This window comes from uncultured Microbacterium sp., from assembly GCF_964244775.1.
Taxonomy (GTDB): Bacteria; Actinomycetota; Actinomycetes; order Actinomycetales; family Microbacteriaceae; genus Microbacterium.
This window is the reverse complement of the sequence record NZ_CAXTJR010000010.1, coordinates 19,903-43,151: the sequence shown is the minus strand read 5'-3', so window position 1 is coordinate 43,151 and position 23,249 is coordinate 19,903. Positions and strand designations below refer to the sequence as shown.

The following is a 23,249-nucleotide window of genomic DNA, read 5'->3' as shown; positions in this document are numbered from 1 at the left end:
GTGACGGGATCAGTCGGTTGATGCGCGTTGGTAGACGGGGATGCCGTCGATCCAGGTGCTGACGACCTGGGTCTCGGCGATGGCTTCACTGGGCAGCGCGAACGGATCGCGGTCCAAGACCACGAGGTCGGCCAGCAGGCCGACGGCGAGTCGGCCGGTTGAGTCCTCGCGTCCGTTCACGTACGCACTGCCCGCCGTATACGCGGTAAGAGCGCTCGCGAGGCTGAGGCTCTGCTCCGGGCCGAGCGGCTCGGCCGTCGAGCCATGCGCGACCCGGCCGACCGCGACGTGGATGGCCGCGACCGGATCGGGCGAGGTCACGGGCCAATCACTCCCGGCCGCGAGGCGCACCCCGGCGCGCTCCAGGTCGCCGAACGGGTAGTGCCGCTCGACCAGCGCGGGATCGAGGAACGGAATGGTGAGCTCATCCAGTTGGTCCTCGTGGGCCGCCCACAGCGCCTGGAGGTTTGCGGTCACGCCGAGTTCGGCGAAGCGCGCGACGTCGGCCTCGCCGACCACTTGCAGGTGGGCGAGGTGGTGGCGGCGCTCGTGCGGCGCGTTGGCGGCGGCGGCGGCTTCGAGCGCGTCGAGCGCTTCGGTGACCGCCCGGTCGCCCAGGGCGTGGAAGTGGACCTGGAACTCGGCCGCATCGAGCGCGACAACCGTGTCAGAGAGCACGGCCGGGTCGAGGAACGAGTGGCCGGAGTTGCCGGTGGGGTGACCGTGACCATCGAGATAGGGAGTCGACATGGCAGCGGTGAAGTTCTCGGCGACCCCGTCGACCATGATCTTCACGGTGTCGGCACGCAGCCGCTCCGGCGTGCCGAGCGCCGAGATCTCCGCGCGGCGTGCGGCCATCTCCTCGACCTGCTCGAGGCCCCGGTCGCGCTCCCACCACAGAGCGGCGGTGACGCGGACCTTCAGGGTGCCCTCCGACTGCGCCCGCAGATACACCGCGAGGATGTCGGACACCCCGAAGGCGTCGCCGACCATCGCGTCCTGCCAGCTGGTGATGCCGAACCTGAGCAACTCATCCTGCGCCCGCAGGAGGCTCTGATAGGCGAGATCAGCGTCAACCGCAGGTTGATGCTGCTGGACGAGAGCCATGGCACCCTCGTGCAGCGTCCCCGAGGGTGAGCCGTCGGCGAGTCGCTCGATGCGCCCGTCGGCCGGATCGGGCGTCTCGGCGGTGATCCCCGCGATCTCGAGCGCCCGCGAGTTGACCCAGGCGCCGTGGTGATCGCGATTGACGATGATGACCGGGCGGTCGGAGACGACCGCATCGAGCGCGGCTGCAGTGGGCGTGCCGCCCTCGAAGTACCCCATCGACCATCCGCCGCCGGTGATCCACGGCTCGTCCGGATGGGTGTGGGCGTACGTCGAGATCATCTGCAGACACTCATCGGCGCTCGTCGCGGTGCTCAGGTCGCACCGCAGCAGTTCCAGCCCCGCGATGATCGGATGCACGTGGGCATCCTGGAAGCCGGAGACGATGAGGCGCCGGGCGGTATCGATCATCCGTGTGTCGGGGCCGATGGTCTCGGCTACCGCCTCCGGCGATCCGATCGCAATGATCCGACCACCGGCGATCGCCACGTCAGCGGGCGACGACGACTCGTCGCCGGCACTGAACACCGACCCACCGGTGAAGACCACATCGGCAACTGCCACGGCTTTCCTCCTTGAAGCGCCAGCGCCCCAGTCGCTGGAGCTTGAGGGAGAGAATACGCATCCCGTGCATAATTAGTCAACACTGTTGACTGGATTGGTCAACAGTGTTGACTGATTGCAACATGGTCGAGATATGTTCGATATGTTCGGACCAACGAGAGGGAGGGGCGCAGATGCCCACACCAGTGCGCGCCAGGTCAGGATCGCGCGGTCCGGTCGGGCGACTGGACCTCGAGACCATCGTCGCGGCGGGTCTGGAGATCGCGGCTCGTCCCGGCGCCAAGACTCTCTCGGTACGCGAGCTCGGCGCCCATCTGAAGGCCGACCCGACGGCGATCTACCGCCACGTCGACAACAAGGATGACCTCATCCGGCTGCTCATCGACCGCCTCATCGGGCTCTCCGCCGACCGCATCACCGTGCCGCCGTCGGACTGGAAGGCGTACCTGCGCGAATCGGCGACCGGAACTCTCGACGTATTCCTGCGCTATCCGGCGATCGGCTCGCAGGCGACACACCTCAGCTCGAAGGGGTCGCAGGAGCTGCGCCAGATGGAAGGCATCCTCGCGGCGTTCGAGGCGGCCGGACTGGATGAGCGCCAGGTCGTGCGCTATTACGGCATCTGGTCGATCTACGCCCTGTCGTTCTCTGCGGGCGCCGCCCAAGACCGGATGCACTCGGTCGATCCGCAGTCGGAGACTCTGTGGGTGGATCGCGACCTCGATGTCGATGCGTCGCAATATCCGCGCGTGCACTCTGCTCGGGATGAACTGAACACACTCACGGATGTCGCGGCCTACCTCGACGGCGTCGAACTCATCATCGAATCCGCCGAGGGCGCCGCACACCGACAGACGCGCGCCGCCGACTGATCGCCCCTAGTGCGGGGATTCGACCGGCTCGTCCACGTCGAGCGAGTTGAGGTTCGCATACACGGCCGGGCGCCGGCGGCGCAGATAGATCGCCACGCCGATTCCCGCCAGAATCGCGATGGGCAGCGGCAGGATCAGAAGGGTGTTGACCAGAGGGCTCGCCGCCGTGAGCAGATCGAGCTGCCCGAGGCTGAGAGCGACCAGCGCGAAGAGGCCGATCGCCGCCGCGGCCGGCGCCACGGTGACCCGCCAGCGGCTGTGACCCCGAGTGTCGCGTCGGAAGTACGCGACGACTGCGACCGCAGCGATGCCTTCCAGGAGCAGGATGCCGAGGACTCCCGGCGCCGCGGACCACAGGAAGACCACGAGGTAGGGGTCTGCACCGACGATCGCGGCGAACGCCAGCACGACGGCGGTGATGACGACCTGGAGAAGGACTCCACCCACCGGTGATCCGTGCCGGACGCTCACTCGCCCGATCGAAGCGGGGAAGATCCCCTCCCGACCGAGGGTGTAGTGGTAGCGCGCTGCGGCATTGTGAAACGCGAGCGACGCCGCGAAGGCGCTCGTGCACAGCAGCACCTGCCCGACATCCGAGAGCCATGCCCCGACGAACTGCGACATCGACGTGAACACCATCTGGGCCACGTCGTCGCTCGCGGCGTATTCGAGAGCACCCTGCGAGCCGAACGCCATGAAAACGCACCACACCGAGAACGTGTAGAAGATCGCGAGGAATCCGATCGCGATATAGGTCGCTCGCGGCACGGTCCGTGCGGGATCGCGCACTTCCTCCGCGTAGATCGCCGTGGCCTCGAAGCCGATGAAGCCCCCCGCCGTCAGCACCAGCATCGCGCCGAAACCCGGTTCGAACATCACCGTAGGAGAGAAGATCTCGGCGCCGACCGAAGCCCGATCGCCAGAGGTCAACACTGCGATCTCGTAGATGACCAGAACGACGACCTCCAGAAGAAGGGCGATGCCCAGAACCTTGGCGCCGAGCGTCACTTTGAAGTAGCCGAGTAGCGCGACACCCGCCAGGCCGATCCCGGCGATCACCCACCAAGGCACATCGATGCCGAAGAAGTTGGCCAGCACCCCCTGGCCGTACACGGCGAACGCCGCGATGAGGCAGATCGTCATGGCGTTGTACGAGACGACGGCCAGGATGCTGCCGCCGACGCCGATGGGTTTGCCGAGCCCCTGCGAGATATACGAGTAGAACGCGCCGGCGTTGCGGATGAACGGACTCATCGCGGTGAACCCGATCGCGAAGAGGACGAGCACGACCGCCGGAACGATGTATCCGTACGCGGCAGAGAGTCCGCCGGTGCGGATCGCCAGCGGAACGACCCCCGCCACGACTGTCAAGGGCGCGGCCGCCGCGACGACGAAGAAGACCAGATCGAAGGTGCCGAGCCCGGAGCGGCGGAGCCCGCCCTGAGCGGGCTCGGATGCTGTGCGCGACATCACTGCACGCTCCCCGCCGTACGACCGGTGTCGTTGCGTCTTGCGTAGGCGGGCTTGGGCGAAAGCTCATCGTGCCATACCTGGGTGCCGCGCTGGATGTGCACCATCCGGTCGCGGGTCAGGTGCGTGATGTCGGCGAGCGGGTCACCGTCGATGATGAGGAAGTCGCTGGCGAAACCCTCCTGCAGCGTGCCGGTGACACCGTCGATCCGAAGCGCTCGGGCGCCGTTCCACGTGGCGGCGGTGATCGCCTCCAGAGCCGGCATCCCGACTCTGACCATGGCATGGATCTCCTCGATCGTCGATGCCCCGTAGGGAACCTCGATGCTCGAGAAGCTGTCGCTGCCGACGGCGATCGTGATGCCCGCCTCTCGGGATGCGGTGAAGTTGGCGATCACTCGGTTCTTCTCCTTCTGGGCCATGGTCTCGCCTGGCCAATCTTCGAGACCCACGCGCGGAGGCGGCGGGTACTGGTCGAACCAGGGACCGATGAACAGCTGCAGCGTGGGAACGTGGATGATGCCCTTCTCGAGCATCATCGATCGGCACTCGTCATCGAGTTCTTCGCCGTGTTCGAGCGTCGCGATCCCTGCACGGATGCTGTCTTTGGCCGCGGGCATCGACTCGGCGTGAACGAGCACCGGGATCTTCAGGTGATCGGCCTCTCGAACGATCGCGGTCAACTCCTCGAGGTCGTAGTGCTGGTCGGTCTCGAGTTCTTTGTCCCACATGCCTCCACCGGTGGCCCACACCTTGATGGCGTCCGCTCCCATCCGGCTGAGCGTGCGCACCGCCTTGCGGAGCTCTTCCGGGCCGTCGGCGATCATCCCCCACGGGTGGCTTCGCTGCACCATATCGATGCTGAGGTTGTGTGCGTCGCCGTGGCCGCCGGTGCGGGAGAGTCCTGGGCCGCACGCGATGATCCGCGGCCCATCGAGATGGCCGTTGTTCACGGCCCACTTCAGTCGGATGCCGTTTCGCGAGATGTCTCTGATGGTCGTGACGCCCCAGTCCATGAGGTCGCGCATCTGCGTGGTCGAGAGCACCGCCTGACGGAGATCGTCTTCGATGACCCACGTCGAGTAGTCCGCGCTGGAGGCCCCACCCAGGTGCGTGTGGCAGTCGATGATGCCGGGCATCACCGTGAACCCGTCCGCGGCGATGACCCTCGCGTCACGGGGTTCGTCGACCGTCCCGCGTGGGCCGACACCGACGATGACGCCGTCGCGGATGACCATCGTCGCGTCATCCAGCACGCCGCCTCTGCCATCAAGGAGGCGTCCTGCGTTGACGACCGTAGTGATGCTCTGCATCATTGCCTGCTTTCACTCTCGTAGCTTGAAAGCACCGTATCCCACACAAATAGAGGTGTACAAGAGTTTGAAGTTTCATTCTTGTAAAATTTGACCCACCGCGACGGCCTTTCTGGTAGCTGGTGGTAGAAACGCACCAGTGGCGAGAACGAGATCGGGGCGCGATGACGAAAGATGGGTACGTGAGCAGCGGAGAATTTCACGGTCTGACGCCGAGCGACTTGGATGAGGTCGACAAGGCGTTGGTGCGGCTTCTGCAGGCCGACGGGCGCCAGTCGGTCTCCGACATGGCTCGCAGCGTCGGCCTTTCCCACCCCGCAACGAGGCAGCGGCTGAACCGCCTGTTGAGTGAGCGCATACTCGCGATCAGCGCCATGACTCACCCGCAGACGCACGGCTTCGGCGAGTCCGCCATTCTGGGCGTGCGTACCGACTCCCGCATTCGCGAGGTGAGTGAGCGGATCGCCGAGATCGCCCAGGTCTACTACGTCGTCACGACGACCGGACGCTATGACGTCGTCGTCGAACTCATGGCCCACGATCGCTCGGATCTGCTCGCGGTGACCGAGACCATCCGCGCTATCGAAGGGGTCGTCAGCACCGAGACCCTGTCCTTCGTCCGTACGGTCAAGTGGGTCTACCGCCCGGGCTTCGAATGAGTTCGCCCGCCACTGCCGACTCACGGCCGCCCTGGACGGCAGGGCTCCCTTCCGTGCGCGAAGTGCTCGACCTCCCGGCTTTCGCCGACGGCCTCGCCGAAGTGCTCGTCGGAGCAGACGCACTCGAGGCGCGAGTGCGCTGGGTGCACGCCTCGGACAGCCCGGGCGTTGCCCGCCTGCTCGTCGGCGGAGAACTGCTCCTATCGACCGGGTCGGGCTGGCCTGCCGATCCTGACCTGCTCACGTCGTTCGTCGAAGACCTGGTGACCGCCGGCCTCTCGGGCATCGTCCTGGAACTGGGCACGCACTACAGCGCCGTCCCCCCGGTCATCGTGCAGACCGCGCAGACCGCCCGGCTCGCTGTGATCGCGCTGCACCGCGAAGTGAAGTTCGTCACCATCACCGAAGCGGTGCACAGTCGCATCATCGCCGAGCAGATGGCGGCCCTCCGCGCCCGCGATGAGGTGCGCGAGCGCTTCACCGCGCTCGCTCTCCGAGGCTCTCCCGCGGATTTCGTCGTCGAGCAGTTGGGCGCGACCCTCGCCTCCCCTGTGATCCTCGAGGATCTCTCGCACGAGATCATCGCCGCGCACGTCCCACTCGCCCACGAGGGGCTCTTCGCCGACTGGGAGGCGCGATCACGGCTCGCGCATCGCGCGCAGACTCGGGCCGATCCCTCCCCCGGGTGGCTGCTCGTTCCCGTGGAGGCACAGGGAACGCGGTGGGCAACCCTCATCGCGCTGCCCGGACCGCCCCACGCCGCGGGACGACTCGCCGTGCTCGAACAAGGCGCCATCGCCCTCGCGCTGGGCCGCCTCGCCGGAGGAGGCAACGACGAATGGGCGCAGATGGGCCGGCGACGCCTGCTCGGGAGTCTGCTCGACGGGCGCTATTCGGATGCGGCGAGCGCGGCGGAGCGACTTCGTGCGTCGGGGCTTCCGGTCCGGGGTGCGCGGTTGTACGGGATCGTCATCGCGGGAGCGACCATCTCGGCGGCACGGACGGATGCTGCAGCGCGAGCGCTCACCGGACGGGCCTTGAGCGCGCCGGCACCGCCCGAGCTCGCATCTCCGGCCACCATCATCCTGCTGTCGCTTCCCGAGCACATCGTCTTCGACGATGCTGCGGCGCGGCGATTCTCCGACGCCGTCGGCGCCGCCGACACGGCGACGATCTCTGTCGGCGACAGCGCTCGCGATGTCGATGGCGCCATCGCCTCCCTCCAGCAGGCGATCCTTTTGGCCGGCGAGTCGCACGCAGGTGACCGGATCCGCCGCACCGGCGACCGGCCGATGGCGCGCGTCGTCACGAGCCTGCGCGATGATCATCGCCTTCGCGAGCACGCGGAGCGCACCCTGGCCCCCCTGGTCGACTACGACATCGCACACGGAGGCGATCTGCTCACCGTGCTGGCCGCGTTGCTGGCGCATCCGGGCAACCGCACCGCCGCGGCATCCCGATCGCATCTCTCGCGCTCGGTGTTCTACCAGCGCCTCGCGCTCATCAGCGACCTCCTCGACGTCGACCTCGACGACGGCGAGACACTGACCGCGCTGCATCTGGCGCTGCTCGCACGCAACGTCGCGGGCCCGCGCGTCAGAGGGTGATGTAGACCTTCGAGATGGTCTCGCGCACCGTCCAGGTGGTGCGCATGCCCGCCGCCAGCCGCACGATCACTCCGGGGCCCAGGTCCACGGGCGGAAGCGGCGGTTCGTCGAACTCGATCGTGGCGGATCCCCCGAGAACGACGAAGACTTCGTCTTCTTCGATCGAGGTGGCCACCCCGGCCGTCATCTCCCAGACGCCGATCGCGCCGCCAGGGAGCGCCAGGAGGTCGTGCGCGCGGGCGAGTGGCGCTCCGTTCACGACCTGCTCCGGAGGCAGAGCTTCGAACGCGGCATCGATGGAACTCGCGTCGATGGCGACGCCCGCAACGAGTTCGGCGCTCACGAGTCGAACCCGAGGCCGAGAGCGTCGAGCGTCTTCAGCAGAACGTTGCGCCTGCCCTCGTTGTGGTCCGCGCGATCGAGCGACCATTTCGTGACGGTGACGCCGATCGCGGCGGCGGGTTCGGGCGGGAACGGCAGCGGGCGTTTGCGCACCATTTCGAGCCGGGTGCGCTCGGTGTCCGCGCCGTCGAGCAGATCGAGCATGACGTCGCCGGCAAACCGGCTGGCGCCCACACCGAGCCCGGTGAACCCGGTCGCGTACGCGACCCGGCCGCCACGCGCCGCGCCGAAGAACGCGCTGAACTGCGTGGAGGTGTCGATCGCGCCCGCCCATTTGTGGCTGAACCTGAGCCCTGCCAGCTGAGGGAACGTCGTGAAGAAGTGACTGGCGAGGGTCTGGAAGGTCTGCGGCCGATCCTCGTACTGCGCCCGCACCTTGCGCCCGTACCGGTACACCGCGTCATATCCGCCCCACAGGATGCGGTTGTCGCGCGTGAGCCGGTAGTAGTGGAACTGATTCGCCATATCGGAAATCCCCTGGCGATCGCGCCATCCGATGTCGGCGAGCTGCTCAGCGGAGAGCGGCTCGGTCATCAGGACGTAGTCGTAGACCGGCACGGTCATGAGGGCGTTGCGGCGAAGCAGCGACGGGAACACGTTCGTCGCCAGGGCGACGGATGCTGCGCTGACGACGCCGTCTGCGGTCCTCACGCGTAGCGGACCACTCTTCTGCCGAGTCTCGATCCCCTTCACGAGCGATCGCTCGAAGATCTGCACCCCCTGCTCCGTGGCCACTCGGGCAAGCTCGGCGGCGAGTTTCGCCGGGTGGACGAGGGCGCAGCCGCGGGTGTCCCACAGGGCGCCGAGGTACGTGGGAGAGGCGACAGAAGCGCGCACGGCGGATCGGTCCAGGGAGACGAGCGTGTCATCCCCGCGGGCCGCAGCATCCTTCGCCGCCTCATCGAGCCATTCGAGCTGGTGCGGCTCGATCGCTACGGTGAGCGAGCCCACGCGCTCGAAATCCGCGTCGATGCCCCACGACGCGACATCCGCCTCGATGCCGTCGAGATTCCGCAGTCCGAGTTCGTCGAGGAGCTCGATCTCGTCGGGCCAGCGCGAGAGCCCGTTGTCGCGACCGTGCGTCACGCTGGCCTCGACGAACCCGCCGTTGCGCCCGGACGCCGCCCACCCGATGGTGGCGGCCTCGACGACGATGACCCGGGCGTCAGGATTTCGTCGCTTGGCGAGCAGTGCCGTCCACAGGCCGGTGTACCCGCCCCCCACGATCACGAGGTCTGCCACGACCTCGCCGTGCAGGGTGGGGTAGCGAGCGACTGTGCCGAGGTCGTCGAGCCAGAACACTCTTTGCGCGGTGTCGGCGAGGCTGTGCGCCACCTCGGAAGCTGCCGGGCGCTCTCGCTCGAAGACGATGGATCCCATGTCGTTCTCCTTGTGGCTCGATTGTCTCAGGTGCAGACCCCGCACGGGGCGGGTCGGTTTCTCACGCGAGGTATTTGTCTGCTTCGTCCAGTGCGTCGTCGATGATGTCCAAGCCATCGCTGAGGTCGGATTCCGAGATGACGAGAGGTGGCGCCACGTGCACGCGGTTGAAGTGCGTGAATGGAGACAGCCCGGCCTTCCGGCACGCTGCCGCGACTGCCGCGACCGGGGCAGCGTCGGCTCCGCTCGCGTTGAACGGCACCAGCGGCTCTCTGGTGGTTCGGTCTTTGACGAGTTCGATCGCCCAGAACAGCCCCATCCCCCGTGTCTCGCCCACCGACTCATGGCGCTCGGCGATCGCCGCCAGACGCGGGGCGACGACCCGAGTGCCGAGATCGCGCACCCGCTCGAGGATGTTCTCGCGCTCGAAGACGCCGAAGGTGGCGACGCCTGCCGCACAGGCAAGCGGATGACCCGAGTAGGTCAGGCCCCCCGGAAACGGGACCGCGTCGAAGTGCGCGGCGATCCGGTCGGAGATCACGACTCCGCCCAGCGGCACATAGCCCGAATTGACGCCCTTGGCGAAGGTGATGAGGTCGGGGGTCGCGCCGAACGCCTGGAAGGCGAACCACTCCCCCACGCGTCCGAACCCGACCATCACTTCGTCGGCGATCCAGATGATCCCGTACTTGTCGCAGAGTGCGCGCACACCCTCGAGGTAACCAGGCGGCGGGATGAGCACTCCGTTCGTGCCGACGATCGTCTCCAACACGATGGCCCCGATCGTCGAGGCCCCCTCCAGCACGATGACCTGCTCGAGGTGCGCCAGCGCGCGCTCGGACTCTTCCTCGGGCGTGGTCGCATGGAATGCCGATCGATACAGGTAGGGCCCGAAGAAGTGCGCGACCGAACCATCGCCGGGTTCGTTCGCCCACCGGCGGGGGTCACCGGTCAGCGAAATGGCCGTCGTGGTGTTGCCGTGGTAGCTGCGGTATGCCGACAGCACTTTGCGCTTGCCGGTCACCAGGCGAGCCATCCGCACGGCGTTCTCGTTCGCGTCGGCGCCGCCGTTGGTGAAGAACACCTTCGTGAATCCGTCGCCGGCAACGCCCGAGATGAGGCGGGCGAGCTCACCGCGGACGTCGTTGGCCACCGACGGCTGAATGGTGGCGAGCCGGCCCGCCTGGTCCTGGATCGCGCGGACCAGATCAGGATGCTGGTGCCCGAGGTTCAGGTTGACCAGCTGCGACGAGAAGTCCAGGTAGGAATTGCCCGCGTAGTCCCAGAAGGTCGCGCCACGACCAGAAGCGACGGGAAGCGGGTCGATCGCACCCTGCGCGCTCCACGAGTGGAAGACATGGCGACGGTCGTCAGACCTGATCCTCACCTCCGCTTCGGGGTCGATGACGGCGAAGGCGTCGATGACAGTGGAGTTCATGTGTGCCTCAGTGGTTGCTGGGAAAGCCGAGCGAGACGGCGGAGGGTGAGCGGTCGGGCCACCGCGAGGTGACGACCTTGGATCGGGTGTAGAAGTTGATCGATTCCGGCCCGTAGATATGGGTGTCACCGAAGAGTGAATTCCGCCAGCCGCCGAACGAGTACGACCCGACCGGCACGGGAATCGCGACGTTGACACCCACCATCCCGACCTCGATGTCGAACTCGAAGTTTCGGGCTGTGGCACCGTCGCGCGTGAACAGCGCGGTCCCGTTGGCGTACGGGCTCGCGTTGACGAGCGCGACGGCCTCGTCGTACGACTCGACCCGCACGACCGCGAGCACCGGCCCGAAGATCTCATCGTCGTAGACCTTCGTGCCGGGGCGCACGTGATCGATGAGGCTCGCCCCGAGGAAGAATCCATCGCCGTCGAACTGCTCGGTCGTGCCGTCGATCACGACGGTCGCGCCCTCCGCTTCGGCGCCTGTCACGTAGCCCGCCACCCGATCGCGGTGCTCGGCCGTGATGAGCGGTCCCATGTCGGACGCGGCATCCGTCCCGGGCCCGATCTGCAGCACCGCGACCCGTTCCGCAATTGCTGCGACGAGATCGTCCGCGGTCTGGGCGCCGACGGCGACGAGCACCGAGACTGCCATGCACCGCTCGCCGGCCGAGCCGTACGCGGCCGAGACCGCGGCGTCGGCCGCCTGGGCGATTTCGGCATCCGGCATGACGACCATGTGGTTCTTGGCGCCGCCGAGTGCCTGGACGCGCTTGCCTTTCGCCGCGGCCCGCTGGTAGAGGTCGCGAGCCACCGGCGTGGAACCCACGAAGCTGATCGCGCGCACGTCCGGGCTCTCCAGGAGTGTGTCCACCGCGACCCGGTCGCCGTGGACGACGTTCAGCACTCCGGGCGGGAGTCCTGCCTCTTCGTACAGCCGAGCCAGGAAGATCGCGGCGCTCGGCGTCTTCTCACTGGGTTTGAGGATCACGGTGTTGCCGCAGGCGATTGCGGTCGCCGTCATCCACAACGGCACCATCACGGGGAAATTGAATGGTGTGACCGCGGCGACGACTCCGACGGGCTGCTTGACGGAGTGGACATCCACACCTCGAGCGACCTGCTCGGAGTGCTCGCTCTTCAAGAGGTGGGCAAGCCCGGCGGCGAACTCGACATTCTCGATGCCCCGGCTGATCTCGCCCTTGGCGTCGGAGAGCACCTTTCCGTGCTCACTGGTGATGATCTGCGCGAGTTCGTCCTGCCGCTCGACGAGCAGTTGGCGCAGCCGGAAGAACACATCGGCGCGCTTGATCAGACCGGTCGCTCGCCAGGCGGGGAGCGCCGCCTTGGCGGCTCTGACCGCGTCGTCGACCTCGACGGGGCTCGCGAAAGCGACACGGCGGTGGGACTGCCCGGTCGCCGGATCGAACACTGGTCCGCTCCGCTCAGCAGCGCCGGATTCGACACCCCCGATGTGATGACGGATGAGAGACATGGATCACTCCTTTGAGCGCGGGCAGCAGACGCGCGGCCGATGTCGGGGGAGGTCGAGCCACGTCTTCTCAGTGTTCCAGCCGGCACCCAGACGCGGACCCGGCAACCCGTCGCGAAAAAGGGTCGCCGCCGCACAGATCGTTCGAAAGCTGCTGCGGAACTACGAGGCCGCCGGCTCCTGCGGGCGAAGCCTGAGATTCTGCATGCCGCCATCGACCGCAATGCTCGCACCCGTGGTGGATGACGAGCGCGGGCTCGCCAGATAGAGGATCGCATCGGCGATCTCGTCCATCGACACCAGGCGCCCGTGCGGCTGACGTGCCTCGAGGGCGGCCCGTTCGGCGGCGGGATCGGCTGCGCTATCGAGCAGGCGGGCCACCCACGGGGTGTCGGCCGTTCCGGGATTCACGCAGTTCACGCGCACCCCCTCGCGCAGATGGTCGGCGGCCATGGCTCTGGTGAGCGCGAGTACGGCACCCTTCGAGGCGCTGTAGAGCGCGCGCTGCGGCAGGCCGGCCGTCGCTGCGACCGAGCAGGTGTTGACGATGGCCGCGTGCGACGAGGCGCGCAAATGCGGAAGCGCGGCGCGGCTGAGCCGCGCCATACCCGTCACATTGACGTTGAACACTCGCGCCCACTCGTCATCCGGATTGTCTTCGACCGTGCCCTGGGCACCGATGCCGGCATTGTTGATCAGGATGTCGATGCCCCCGAAGCGCGCGGCGACCGCCTCGACCGCAGCGCGCACCGACGCGTCGTTGCCGACGTCCGTCGCCACTGCAAGGGCGCCGGCATTCGCACCGTCGACGTTGATGTCGAGCACCGCGACCTGGGCGCCCCGATCGAGCAGCTGGCGGGTGACGGCGGCCCCGATTCCGGATGCCCCGCCCGTCACGATGGCGATGAGCCCCTCGAACTCCTGCGGCACGTCTCCTGCTCTCCGGGGCAATTCAGGCCTGCCCGAACTCCTGGCGCTGACGACCCAGCCCCTCGATCTCGATCTCTACGACGTCACCGGCGGTGATGTAGGGGAAGCGACCCGACAGAGCGACACCTTCGGGCGTGCCGGTGAGCACGACATCGCCGGGCTCGAGGGCGAGGAACTGACTCAGATGCCAGATGATGTATTCGACCGAGAAGATCAGATCTGAGGTGCTCGAGTCTTGGCGCGGCTCGCCATTGACCCAGCTGCGCAGACGCAGGTTGCCGGTATCCACCTCGTCAGGCGTGACGAGCCACGGGCCGAGGGGGGTGAATCCGGGCGCGCTCTTCCCCTTACTCCATTGGCCGCCCGAGACCTCGAGCTGGAATGCGCGTTCGGACAGATCGTTCGCGGCGACATACCCCGCGATGTGCGCGGCCGAGTCGGTCGGCGAGTCGAGGTACAGCGCCCGTTTTCCGATGACGACCCCGAGCTCGACCTCCCAATCGGTCTTCGTGCTGGTGCGGGGCACATCCACCCGGTCGTTCGGCCCGCCGACCGTGTTGGGCGTCTTGAGAAACAGCACAGGACTGGATGGCGGCGCGGCGCCCGACTCGGCGGCGTGGGCGGCGTAGTTGAGCCCGATGCACAGGATGGTCGCTGGACGCCCGATCGGCGAACCGATGCGCGCTGCCGTGGCGTCGCGCAGTTTCGGTAGACCACCGGCCTCGGCGGCGGCTCGGATGCGATCGATGGCGCCGTCGGCGATCGATGTCGGATCGAGGTCACTGACGATTCCGCTCAGATCGTAGACCGCCTCATCCGTGATCAGCACCGGCTTCTCGCGTCCGCGGTCGCCGAGCCTGGCCAGTCTCATCTCGTCTCCATCTGCCTGCTCACCGGGCGGGAGTCACAGCTCGATCGCGGCGCGCTGGGTGTGCGATTCGATCGCCGCGCGATAGATGGAGTGTGTCAGAGCCGCCTCGGACGGAGTCGCCGCACCGAACTTCTCGCCCAGCTGCCCCTCGCGCTCGGCCAGGAAGACCGCCCACATCTGCAGGATCGAGTCCGAGAAGCCGAACTCGAAGTTCGCCCCCGTGACCGTGGGCCAGGCCGACTGGCTGCCCGCATCGAGCTGCTGCCACACCTGCTCACGACCGATTCCCGGCACATCGGCGAACGTGAACACCTCGACCCGCTTGGGGTTCTTCGTGCTGAAACGCACGCCGCCATCGAGCCCGATCGCCTCGAACTCCCACGTGTTCTTCTGGCCCGGATCGATGCGCTTGGTCTCGGTGGCGAGGGGAAATTCGACACCGTCGTGTTCTGCCCAGCTGTGCAGCACCGCGTTGTCCCACGTGTCGCAGGGCACCATGCGTCCTTGCGCATCGGGGCGTTCGGGAACGATGTTCTGCAGGACTGCGTAGACGCTCGCGGGTTTCCAGCCCAGGCGCAGCGGAACGTGCCACGTGTGCAGGCCCAGGTCGTTCATCACGCCGGCTTCGCCGCAGAACTCGTTCTGCCGCTTCCAGCCGATCTGCTTCGTGACATCCACGTCGCTGGAGTGCAGAAAGCTGTTACGGGCCTCGATGATCGTGCCGAGCGCGCCGCTTCGCACGTAGTCGATCGCCCACTGCGCGCCCGGAAAGAAGGGCATCTCGCTCGAGCAGCGCACGAAGCTCTCGGGATGCTCGGCGATCGCATCCATGATGTGTTCGGCCGCGGCCGCGTCGATGCCGAAGGGCTTCTCGGCCAGCAGGCTCTTGCCCGCCGCGATGACATCTCGGTAGATCTGCTCGTGCAGATCGTGGCGCACTGCGACGTAGACGACATCGACGTCAGGATCGGTCAGCAGCTCGTGATAGTCGGTCGTGGTGGTCGTGACGGTGTCGATGTCGCGGAACCAGGTCAGCGCGTCGGGGTTGATGTCGCAGACGGCGGTCAGCCGCGGCCGCACCGGATGACCGACTAGTGCCGGCCAGCGCTGCAACGCGGCGGCGATCTCTTTGCCCATCAGTCCGGCGCCGATGATCGCGACGTTGACGGTCTTCATGATGCCGCCTCTGCGATCGTGCGGAGCCCGTCTTCGACCGAAGCGCCTTCGTGCAGCATCGACATCAGCGCCGAGGTGATGCCACCCGGCTTCTCGTGCTGGATGATGTTGCGGCCGTAGACGATCCCTCGCGCTCCCTGACTCAGCACGGCCTCCGTCCGCTCGAGCAGCGTCCGGTCGTCCACTCGCCCGCCTCCGCGTACGAGCACGGGGATGTCGCCGGCGACGGCGATCACCCGGTGATAGTCGGAGATGTCGTCGGTCGGGTCTGCCTTCACCAGGTCGGCGCCCAGCTCGACGGCCTGCCGCACCAGGGCGATCACCTTGTCGGTATCGCCGTCGACCATGTAGCCGCCGCCCGCCTTCGCGTTGTCCTGCATCACGAGCGGCTCGACCATCAGTGGCATGCCGTAGCGGGTCGCCTCCTGGCGCAGCGCCATGATCGAGCGGATGTTGGCTTCGCGGATCTCGGGGCGCCCCGGCAGGTGCATGAGATTGGCGCAGACGGCGACCGCGTCCATGCGCACCGCCACCTCGATGGCGTTGGGCACGTGATGGCTGAAGATGTGCGAGTCCAGCGGATTGCCGTAGACGTTGGCCACATCGGTGCGCAGCACGAGGGCGGGCTTGCTCTTGCCGGGAATCTGCTGCAGCAGCCGCGCCTGCCCCATCGTCAGCTGGATCGCGTCGGGGTTCGCGGCGACCAGCGTGCTGACGACCGATTGCATGTCTTCGATGCCCGTGACGAAGGAGGACTCGCCGAAGAAGCCGTGGTCGACGGCGACGTCGAGGGCTCGCCCCGAGTCGGCGTTGAATAGTCGGTTCAATCGGAAGTGGTGCATTCGAGTTCTCTCCTCGTGCGTAATGAGATGGTCTTTCTGACGTGGCTGTGTCAGAGTAGCCGCAATGGGATAACGTTGTCTAGCCGCGCACACGGGTGTTCGCGAGCTTGAAGAAGGGGGCGAATGTGCCATCCATTGCGGTCGCAGGACACCTCTGCATCGATCTTGCACCTCGCCTGGGCGACGCGATAGCGATGGTGCCCGGCACGCTCACCGACGTTGGCGAGCTCACCCTCACCCTCGGTGGGTCGGTGGCCAACACCGGCACGGCGCTAGCCAACCTCGGCGCCGAGGTGCACGCCCACGCACGGGTCGGCGACGACCGGCTCGGCGGCCTGCTCACGTCGCTGCTGGGTGACACCGGCATCGACACCACCCACATCGAGGCCCATGGCGGCACATCCACCTCATACAGCCTCGTGCTCGAACAGCCCGGCGTCGACCGGGCGTTCTGGCATCACACGGGCGCGAATGCGCTGTTCGACGGCGCCTCTCTGGCGACGAGCACGGTCGACCTGCTGCACGTCGGCTACCCCGCGCTGCTGCCCGCCCTGGTGGCCGACGGAGCATCCCCCCTGCGTTCCCTGCTGCACGGTGCCCGGCAGCGCGGCGCGACCACGTCGGTCGATCTGTCGGTCGTCGACCCGCGCTCTCCGATGGGCGCCGTCGACTGGCGACGCACGCTCGAGACCCTCGCCCCGTCGATCGACCTGCTCAGTCCGAGCCTGGACGACCTGACCAGTGCCCTGCAGATCGACGAGGGGTTCTCGATCGCACTCGTCGACAGGCTGTCGCAGTGGCTCGTGGATGCTGGTGTGGGCATCGTCGCCATCTCGGCCGGGGCATCCGGGCTCTTCGTGCGCACCGCGGACGCGTCGCGATTCCACGGCGCGTCGAGCGGGATGCGAGGGCTAGCCGACTCCTGGGCCGATCGCTCACTGCACCAACCTGCGCTCACGGTCGAGAATCCGGTGACGACCAACGGCGCCGGAGACGCCTCGTCGGCCGGGCTCGCGTTCGCGGTCGCCGGCTCGGCGACCCTCGAAGAGGCCCTTCTCCTGGCGAGCACCTGTTCGGCCGCGCTGATCAGTGGCAGGCGGCCGACGCCCGACGTGCTGCTCGGCTTGTCGCCTGACCTTTCGACCGTTCTGGACGGGACATTCGCATGAACACCCCTACCTCGCACACGCACACCGGTGTCGCCGCGCGTCCGATCGTCTTGCAGTCCAATCAACCCACCGGGCGGTTCTATCAGGGCGGTGGGCAGATCTCGCAGTTCCGCTCGTCGCCCCCGTCGCCGCCCCACACGCCCGAGGACTGGGTCGCGTCGGTGACCAGCGTGCGCAACGACCCCGGCGTCGGCATGACTCGGCTCGACCACGGCGAGTTGCTCGCCGATGCGGTGACCCGCTCGCCCCTCTCGTGGCTCGGCCCCGAGCACGTGGCTCGCTTCGGCAGCGACACCAGATTGCTGGTCAAGCTGTTGGATGCCGGGCAGCGGCTTCCTGTACACGCGCACCCCGACTCGACCTTCGCCGCCGCGTTCCTCGGCGCCGCGCACGGCAAGGCAGAAGCCTGGTACATCCTCGAACCCGGGACCGTGCACCTCGGACTGCGCAACGACATCGGTCGCGCGGAGGTCGCCGACATCGTCGCCCGGCAAGACACCGTCGAGCTGCTCGCGAGGATGCATGCCGTCGAGGTGCACCGAAACGACACCGTGTTCGTGCCGCCCGGTCTGCTGCACGCCATCGGCAGCGGGGTGCTGCTCGCCGAGGTGCAAGAGCCCGAAGACCTGTCGATCCTGCTCGAATGGGACGGGTTCGAGATCGACGGATCGATCGACGGCCATCTCGGGCTCGGCTTCGACACGGCGTTCGATGCGGTCGAACTGACAGGTCGGTCGGACGCCGATATCGAGTCGCTCGTGCGGCGGGATGTGGGCGCCGGCGATGCGCTGGCCGATGGTGCCGCGCCGTTCTTCCGCCTCGACTCCGTGCTGCCGGGCAACCCGACGACCGCCGAGCTGCCCGCGGGATTCGCCGTCTTGATCGCCGTCGAGGGGCCTGCCACGCTGCGCTGGAACGATGAGGCGATCGAGCTCGTGCGGGGCATGACGGTGCTGGTGCCGTTCGCCGCGGGTCCTCTGCGGCTGGACGGCGACGGCCGCGTGCTCGTGGCTCGCCCGCCGCTGCCGTGATGACCGTGCAGAGCGACCGCCTGAGCGGCACGACCGCCGGCGACCTGGTCGACCGAGGCCTGCTCGGCAGCACCGTCGCAGTCGCATCGGTGCGCGAGCGACTGGCCGTACCGGGCAGCGGCGCGCCGGAGCGCACCCTCATGGTGCGGCTGATGGATGGTCTCGAGTTCGAGGTGCTGCCCAGCCGGGGCTTCGACATCGGCGACACCTTTCGGGCCGGCACCCCGATGTCGTGGTTCTCGCCCGTGCAGGATGCGCGGGCGCTGCCGGTGCCCCAGGGCCTCGACTGGCTCGCCCGGTTCAACGGCGGGCTGGTCACGACGTGCGGTCTCGACAACATCGGCGAGCCGGCGCACGGTGCCGGGCAACACGGGAGCTACAGCCACCTGGCCGCCCACAGCATCCACACTCGCACCGGCATCAACGACGCCGGTCCCTTCGCGCGGCTCTCGGCCACGATCGACAGCGTCTCGCTGTTCGGCCCCTCGTTCCGGGTCGAGCGCACGATCGACGCGCAGGAGCACGCGGAGGGTTCGGTACTGACGCTGACGGATGCCGTCACCAACGTCGGGCCCGAACCTGCCCCGCTGAGCCTGATGTACCACGTCAATCTCGGGCCACCGCTCGTCGTTCCACAGAGCGAGGTGCGCGTGGACGCTGACGCGGTGCTCGACAGTCTGCCCAGTGCGGCGGTGACCGACTGGCGCCGGATGCCCGAGCCGGCGTCGTTCGTGACGCAGGCGGTCTTCGAGCACGTCGGGCCGAACGTCGACGCTGAGGGATACGCGCGGGCCGTGGTGACCAGCCCCGACGCCCGCCGGTCGGTCGAGTTGTCGTGGACCGCGGCCACCCTGCCGCGCCTCTACCAGTGGGTCTTCCCCACCCGGGGTCGTTGGGCACTCGCCCTCGAACCGGCAGGCGCCCCGCTGTTCGGCGATGAGAGGCAGGCGCCCCATGCCGGGGCCCCGATGCTCGACCCGGGCGAGACACGTCACCACGCGCTGCGCATCGCCTTCGGCGGCGAAGGCGCCCGCACCGCTCGCCGCGAGCAGGAGATCTGATGCCCGCCGTACTCAGCAACACTCTCGAAGGATTGTCGTCGACCGCCGATGTCACGGTGAAGGCCAGGTCGATCGACCGCTTCGCCATGGCTCACGACGCATCGCACTATCTGCAGATTCCCGAGCTGATCGCCACTCCGGCCACCGGCGGCGACGTGGCCGAGATCTTTCGCGCCAGTCACACCAGCGGACGGCCGCTGACGTTCCGGTCGGGAGGCACCAGCCTGTCGGGTCAGGCGATCTCCGACAGCATCCTGGTCGACACCCGCGCGAAGTTCCAACGGATCGCGGTGCTCGATGGCGGTGAGCGGGTGCGGGTGCAACCGGGCGCCACGGTTCGCCAGACGAACGCCCATCTGCTTCGTCACGGCCGACGCCTCGGACCCGACCCGGCCAGCGAGATCGCCTGCACGATCGGCGGGGTGATCGCGAACAACTCCAGCGGCATGGCGTGCGGAATCACCGAGAACACCTACCGCACGCTCGAATCGATGACGTTCGTACTCCCGAGCGGGACCATCATCGACACCGCGGAGACCGACGCCGACGAGGTCCTGCGCACACTGGAGCCCGACCTGTACTCAGGTCTCGCGACACTGCGGCGCCGCATCCACGATGATCCGACGTCGGTCGCCGAGATCGTCCGCCAGTACTCGATGAAGAACACGATGGGGTACGGGCTCAACTCGTTCGTCGACTTCGAGCGGCCGATCGACATGCTGGCCCACCTGATCATCGGCAGCGAGGGCACGCTCGCCTTCGTCGCCGAGGCGGTCTTTCGCACCGTCGAGGTCCTGCCCCACGCCGCGACGGGATTGCTCGTGTTCCCTTCGCTGCTCGAAGCGACGCGGGTGCTGCCCGAACTGGTCGCGGTGGGCCTGGCAACCGTCGAGCTGATGGATGCGACCAGTCTGGCCGTCGCGAAGCTGCAGCCGGACTGCCCGACCGAGGTGGCCTCGCTCGATATCGACGGCAACGCCGCCCTGCTCGTGGAGTTCCAGGCCCGCACGGCGCACGATCTCGACGAGAAGAAAGAGCTCGGCGGTGAGCTCTTCCGCCAGCTCGACCTGTCGACGCCGGCGGTGCTGACCTCGGACAGCGCACGGCGCGCGGCCCTTTGGCACACCCGAAAGGGGCTCTACACCACCGTCGCGGGAGCACGTCCGAGCGGAACCACGGCGCTGCTGGAAGACATCGCCGTGCCGGTGGAGAAGCTCTTCGGCACGTGCGAGTCGCTGACCGCACTCTTCGACGAACACGGGTACGAAGACAGCGTGATCTTCGGTCACGCCAAGGATGGCAACATCCATTTCATGCTGAACGAGCGGTTCGACGACCCGCACCAGACCGCCCGGTACCGACAGTTCACCGAAGACCTCGTCGACCTCGTGCTCGGTTCAGGTGGTTCACTCAAAGCGGAGCACGGCACGGGCCGCATCATGGCACCGTTTGTCGCGCGGCAGTTCGGCGCCGAGCTTTATGACGTCATGACGACCGTGAAGACCCTGTGCGATCCGACCGGGCTGCTCAATCCGGGAGTGCTGCTCTCTGATGACCCCGACTCGTACCTGGCCGACCTCAAGCGGGTGCCGTCGGTCGAGAACGAAGTCGATCGGTGCGTCGAGTGCGGCTACTGCGAACCGGCCTGCCCCAGCAAGACGCTCACCTTGACTCCGCGGCAGCGCATTGCTCTTCGTCGCGAGATGCAGATTGCGGAGGCGGAGGGAAACGTCGAACTGCTGCGAGACCTGCAAGACGACTACGAGTACGACGGCGTCGAGACATGTGCCGTGGACGGCATGTGCAAGAACGCCTGCCCCGTCGACATCAACACCGGCGACCTGGTGCGCCGGTTGCGGCAGGAATCGCGCGGGCGCCTCGAGCAGGGTGTGTGGGATGCTGCCGCCCGGCAGTGGGGCGCGGTGACCGTAGCGGGCGGCGTGGCCATGACTGCCGCGAAAGTCATGCCCTCGCTGCTGCCCACGATGGCGACGAAGGTCGGCCGCGCGATTCTGGGCCACGAAACGGTGCCCTTGTACGACCGGGCGCTGCCGGGCGGTGGGTCTCGTCGGCCGAAGGGCCGAATCGATGACAGCGCTCAGGCGGTCTACTTTGCGGCGTGCATCAACACGATGTTCGGGCCCGCAGAAGGTTCTGGGGGTGTGTCGCACGCGTTCCTCGAACTCTGCGAACGCGCATCGGTTCGCCTCGCGATCCCGGACGACCTGCCGTCGCTGTGCTGCGGAACGCCATGGAAGTCCAAGGGCTACTCGGTGGGGTACGAGCAGATGGCATCGCAGGTGCTCCCCGCACTCCAGGAGGCGAGCCGCAACGGGCAGCTGCCCATCGTGTGCGACGCCGCCTCCTGCACCGAAGGACTCGAGACGATGCGCGCCATCGCCGCAGAGCCCGGCTCGCCGTTCACCGATCTCGTCTTCATGGATGCCGTCGAGTTCGTCGACACGGTGATGCTGGATCGGCTCACGGTCACGGCGCCCGCCGGGTCGGTCGCCTTGCACCACACGTGCTCGACCGTCGACCTGGGGATCAACGGCTCGATGGATTCGATCGCCCGCTTCATCTCCGACGACGTCTATACCCCGGTGGACTGGGGATGCTGTGCATTCGCCGGCGACCGGGGGATGCTGCACCCCGAACTGACCGCCGCCGCGACGGAGCGCGAGGCGCACGAGATCGCCTCGCGCGAGTTCGACCACTACGCGTCTGCGAACAGAACGTGTGAGATCGGGATGTCTCGGGCGACCGGGCAGAACTATCGGCACTTGCTCGAACTGCTCGAGGAGGCCACCCGGCCCGTTTCACCGGTGGTCGAGTAGGCTCCGAGAGTTCAGTACGCGGCCTGTTCGAGGCCGCGAATGTACCCGAGGGCGAAGAGCCGGCCCAGCGTTCCATACCCCGGCATCGCGTTCGATTCGCCGAACATCGTGGGTACATGGTCGGGGCGCATCGGCCCCGAGAACCCGATCCGGGCGTAGGCGCGCATGCATGCCGCCATATCGGTCGGGCCGTCGTCATGGAACGTCTCTTCGAAGTCGGTCGCCGTTCCGCGCACATCTCTGAAGTGGACGAATGCGATCGCCGGGCCGAACTCTTCGATGAGCGAGGGGAGATCCTCGTCCATCAGCGCGAAGTTTCCCTGACAAAAAGTGATCGCGTTCGCTGAGCTCGCGTCGAGCTGGCGCAGCCGACGAAACGCATCGACGCTGCTCATGATGCGCGCGACGCCGCGCACGCGCGGGCGAGGCGGGTCATCCGGATGCATCGCCAACCGCACTCCGGCGCGCTCCGCGACCGGAACCATCGTAGAAAGAAAGTACTCGAGGCCCTGCCAGAGCTCGTCATCGTCGACATCCGGGGCATCCGGCGCAAGGCGCCCCGCCGCGTCAGTCTCGCGATAGGCGGTGACCAACGCCCCGCCGCGCGCCGACCGCGCGATATCGGTGCGCGCCCAGCTCGAGAGGGCCATCCAGTTGTAGCAGAGGATGCCGATACCTAGGCGTCCCATCGCCTCGATCTGCACGGCGACGTGCTCGAGCTCCTCGTCGCGACCGGCACGGCCCAGTCGCACCAAGTCGAGGGGCGGGGTGTCTTCGACCGCCACAACACCGAACCCGTGGTCGGCGTACAGCTCGAGGTGAGCCGCGATCGACGCCTCGCTCCACGGTGCGCGGTCACCGGAGGTGGGCCGGAGAGTCGACCCTGCGCCGTGCGCTCCCACCGACTGGAACATGCGCTGATCCTGCTCGCCGCCGTCGAGCAGCGAGGTCACCTGTTCGACCCCGCATTGCCTGATGAGCTGCCACGTGGCATCGACTCGAGGTGAGAGCAGGTCGCTGAGGATCAT

The 23,249-nt window shown here is 67.5% G+C and carries 19 protein-coding genes; 7 read left to right on the top strand and 12 right to left on the bottom strand.

What is annotated here, in order from left to right; genetic code table 11:
• Positions 1-9: 9 nt before the first annotated feature.
• Positions 10-1,671, bottom strand: coding sequence for an amidohydrolase (locus ACFE6Z_RS13920; RefSeq protein ID WP_375386292.1), 1,662 nt, complete (start codon positions 1,669-1,671; stop codon positions 10-12).
• 173 nt (positions 1,672-1,844) lie between these two features.
• Here ACFE6Z_RS13920 and ACFE6Z_RS13915 point away from each other — a divergent pair, with 173 nt between their 5' ends.
• Positions 1,845-2,543, top strand: a complete 699-nt coding sequence (locus ACFE6Z_RS13915) for a TetR/AcrR family transcriptional regulator (RefSeq protein ID WP_375386291.1) — start codon at positions 1,845-1,847, stop codon at positions 2,541-2,543.
• A 6-nt stretch (positions 2,544-2,549) separates the two neighbouring features.
• Here the strand turns inward: ACFE6Z_RS13915 and ACFE6Z_RS13910 are convergent, their stop codons facing one another.
• Both ACFE6Z_RS13910 and ACFE6Z_RS13905 read right to left on the bottom strand, forming a co-directional pair.
• A complete protein-coding gene (locus tag ACFE6Z_RS13910; protein WP_375386290.1) occupies positions 2,550-4,013 on the bottom strand; it encodes an APC family permease in 1,464 nt (487 codons plus the stop codon).
• Entirely contained in the window at positions 4,013-5,326 is a 1,314-nt protein-coding gene (locus ACFE6Z_RS13905) for an amidohydrolase family protein (protein ID WP_375386289.1), read from the bottom strand. The genes ACFE6Z_RS13910 and ACFE6Z_RS13905 overlap by 1 nt, the downstream gene beginning before the upstream one ends.
• Positions 5,327-5,547: 221 nt before the next feature.
• On the opposite strand from ACFE6Z_RS13905, the gene ACFE6Z_RS13900 reads away from it, so the two are divergent.
• Both ACFE6Z_RS13900 and ACFE6Z_RS13895 read left to right on the top strand, forming a co-directional pair.
• On the top strand, positions 5,548-5,985 hold the full coding sequence (locus ACFE6Z_RS13900; protein ID WP_375386288.1) for an Lrp/AsnC family transcriptional regulator: 438 nt from the start codon (positions 5,548-5,550) through the stop codon (positions 5,983-5,985).
• A 53-nt stretch (positions 5,986-6,038) separates the two neighbouring features.
• On the top strand, positions 6,039-7,592 hold the full coding sequence (locus ACFE6Z_RS13895; RefSeq protein WP_375386287.1) for a PucR family transcriptional regulator ligand-binding domain-containing protein: 1,554 nt from the start codon (positions 6,039-6,041) through the stop codon (positions 7,590-7,592).
• Here ACFE6Z_RS13895 and ACFE6Z_RS13890 read toward each other — a convergent pair.
• From ACFE6Z_RS13890 to ACFE6Z_RS13855, 8 genes are all read right to left on the bottom strand, one after another.
• Positions 7,582-7,935, bottom strand: a complete 354-nt coding sequence (locus ACFE6Z_RS13890; protein ID WP_375386286.1) for a cupin domain-containing protein — start codon at positions 7,933-7,935, stop codon at positions 7,582-7,584. The genes ACFE6Z_RS13895 and ACFE6Z_RS13890 overlap by 11 nt on opposite strands.
• A complete protein-coding gene (locus ACFE6Z_RS13885; RefSeq protein ID WP_375386285.1) occupies positions 7,932-9,374 on the bottom strand; it encodes an NAD(P)/FAD-dependent oxidoreductase in 1,443 nt (480 codons plus the stop codon). Before ACFE6Z_RS13885 ends, ACFE6Z_RS13890 begins: the two co-directional genes overlap by 4 nt.
• A 61-nt stretch (positions 9,375-9,435) precedes the next feature.
• Positions 9,436-10,812 carry an aspartate aminotransferase family protein gene (locus ACFE6Z_RS13880; protein WP_375386284.1) on the bottom strand — a complete coding sequence of 459 codons (1,377 nt, stop codon included), beginning with the start codon at positions 10,810-10,812 and terminating at the stop codon, positions 9,436-9,438.
• Positions 10,813-10,819: 7 nt separating this feature from the next.
• Positions 10,820-12,307, bottom strand: a complete 1,488-nt coding sequence (locus ACFE6Z_RS13875) for a CoA-acylating methylmalonate-semialdehyde dehydrogenase (protein WP_375386283.1) — start codon at positions 12,305-12,307, stop codon at positions 10,820-10,822.
• 159 nt (positions 12,308-12,466) lie between these two features.
• Positions 12,467-13,234, bottom strand: coding sequence for an SDR family NAD(P)-dependent oxidoreductase (locus ACFE6Z_RS13870; RefSeq protein WP_375386282.1), 768 nt, complete (start codon positions 13,232-13,234; stop codon positions 12,467-12,469).
• A gap of 22 nt (positions 13,235-13,256) precedes the next feature.
• On the bottom strand, positions 13,257-14,105 hold the full coding sequence (locus ACFE6Z_RS13865) for a fumarylacetoacetate hydrolase family protein (protein WP_375386281.1): 849 nt from the start codon (positions 14,103-14,105) through the stop codon (positions 13,257-13,259).
• 33 nt (positions 14,106-14,138) lie between these two features.
• Complete coding sequence (locus ACFE6Z_RS13860) at positions 14,139-15,281, bottom strand: Gfo/Idh/MocA family protein (protein WP_375386280.1); 1,143 nt, start codon at positions 15,279-15,281, stop codon at positions 14,139-14,141.
• Complete coding sequence (locus ACFE6Z_RS13855; RefSeq protein WP_375386279.1) at positions 15,278-16,123, bottom strand: class I fructose-bisphosphate aldolase; 846 nt, start codon at positions 16,121-16,123, stop codon at positions 15,278-15,280. Before ACFE6Z_RS13855 ends, ACFE6Z_RS13860 begins: the two co-directional genes overlap by 4 nt.
• Before the next feature lie 125 nt (positions 16,124-16,248).
• On the opposite strand from ACFE6Z_RS13855, the gene ACFE6Z_RS13850 reads away from it, so the two are divergent.
• The 4 genes from ACFE6Z_RS13850 to ACFE6Z_RS13835 are packed head-to-tail and all read left to right on the top strand — an operon-like array spanning position 16,249 to position 22,221.
• Positions 16,249-17,292: a carbohydrate kinase family protein gene (locus tag ACFE6Z_RS13850; protein ID WP_375386278.1), complete on the top strand. Its 1,044-nt coding sequence runs from the start codon at positions 16,249-16,251 to the stop codon at positions 17,290-17,292.
• Positions 17,289-18,323 carry a class I mannose-6-phosphate isomerase gene (locus ACFE6Z_RS13845; RefSeq protein ID WP_375386277.1) on the top strand — a complete coding sequence of 345 codons (1,035 nt, stop codon included), beginning with the start codon at positions 17,289-17,291 and terminating at the stop codon, positions 18,321-18,323. Before ACFE6Z_RS13850 ends, ACFE6Z_RS13845 begins: the two co-directional genes overlap by 4 nt.
• Positions 18,323-19,384, top strand: coding sequence for a DUF4432 family protein (locus ACFE6Z_RS13840; RefSeq protein WP_375386276.1), 1,062 nt, complete (start codon positions 18,323-18,325; stop codon positions 19,382-19,384). The genes ACFE6Z_RS13845 and ACFE6Z_RS13840 overlap by 1 nt, the downstream gene beginning before the upstream one ends.
• Positions 19,384-22,221, top strand: a complete 2,838-nt coding sequence (locus tag ACFE6Z_RS13835) for an FAD-binding and (Fe-S)-binding domain-containing protein (protein ID WP_375386275.1) — start codon at positions 19,384-19,386, stop codon at positions 22,219-22,221. The genes ACFE6Z_RS13840 and ACFE6Z_RS13835 overlap by 1 nt, the downstream gene beginning before the upstream one ends.
• Before the next feature lie 11 nt (positions 22,222-22,232).
• On the opposite strand, the gene ACFE6Z_RS13830 is transcribed toward ACFE6Z_RS13835, so the two are convergent.
• Positions 22,233-23,249, bottom strand: coding sequence for a mannonate dehydratase (locus tag ACFE6Z_RS13830; RefSeq protein ID WP_375386274.1), 1,017 nt, complete (start codon positions 23,247-23,249; stop codon positions 22,233-22,235).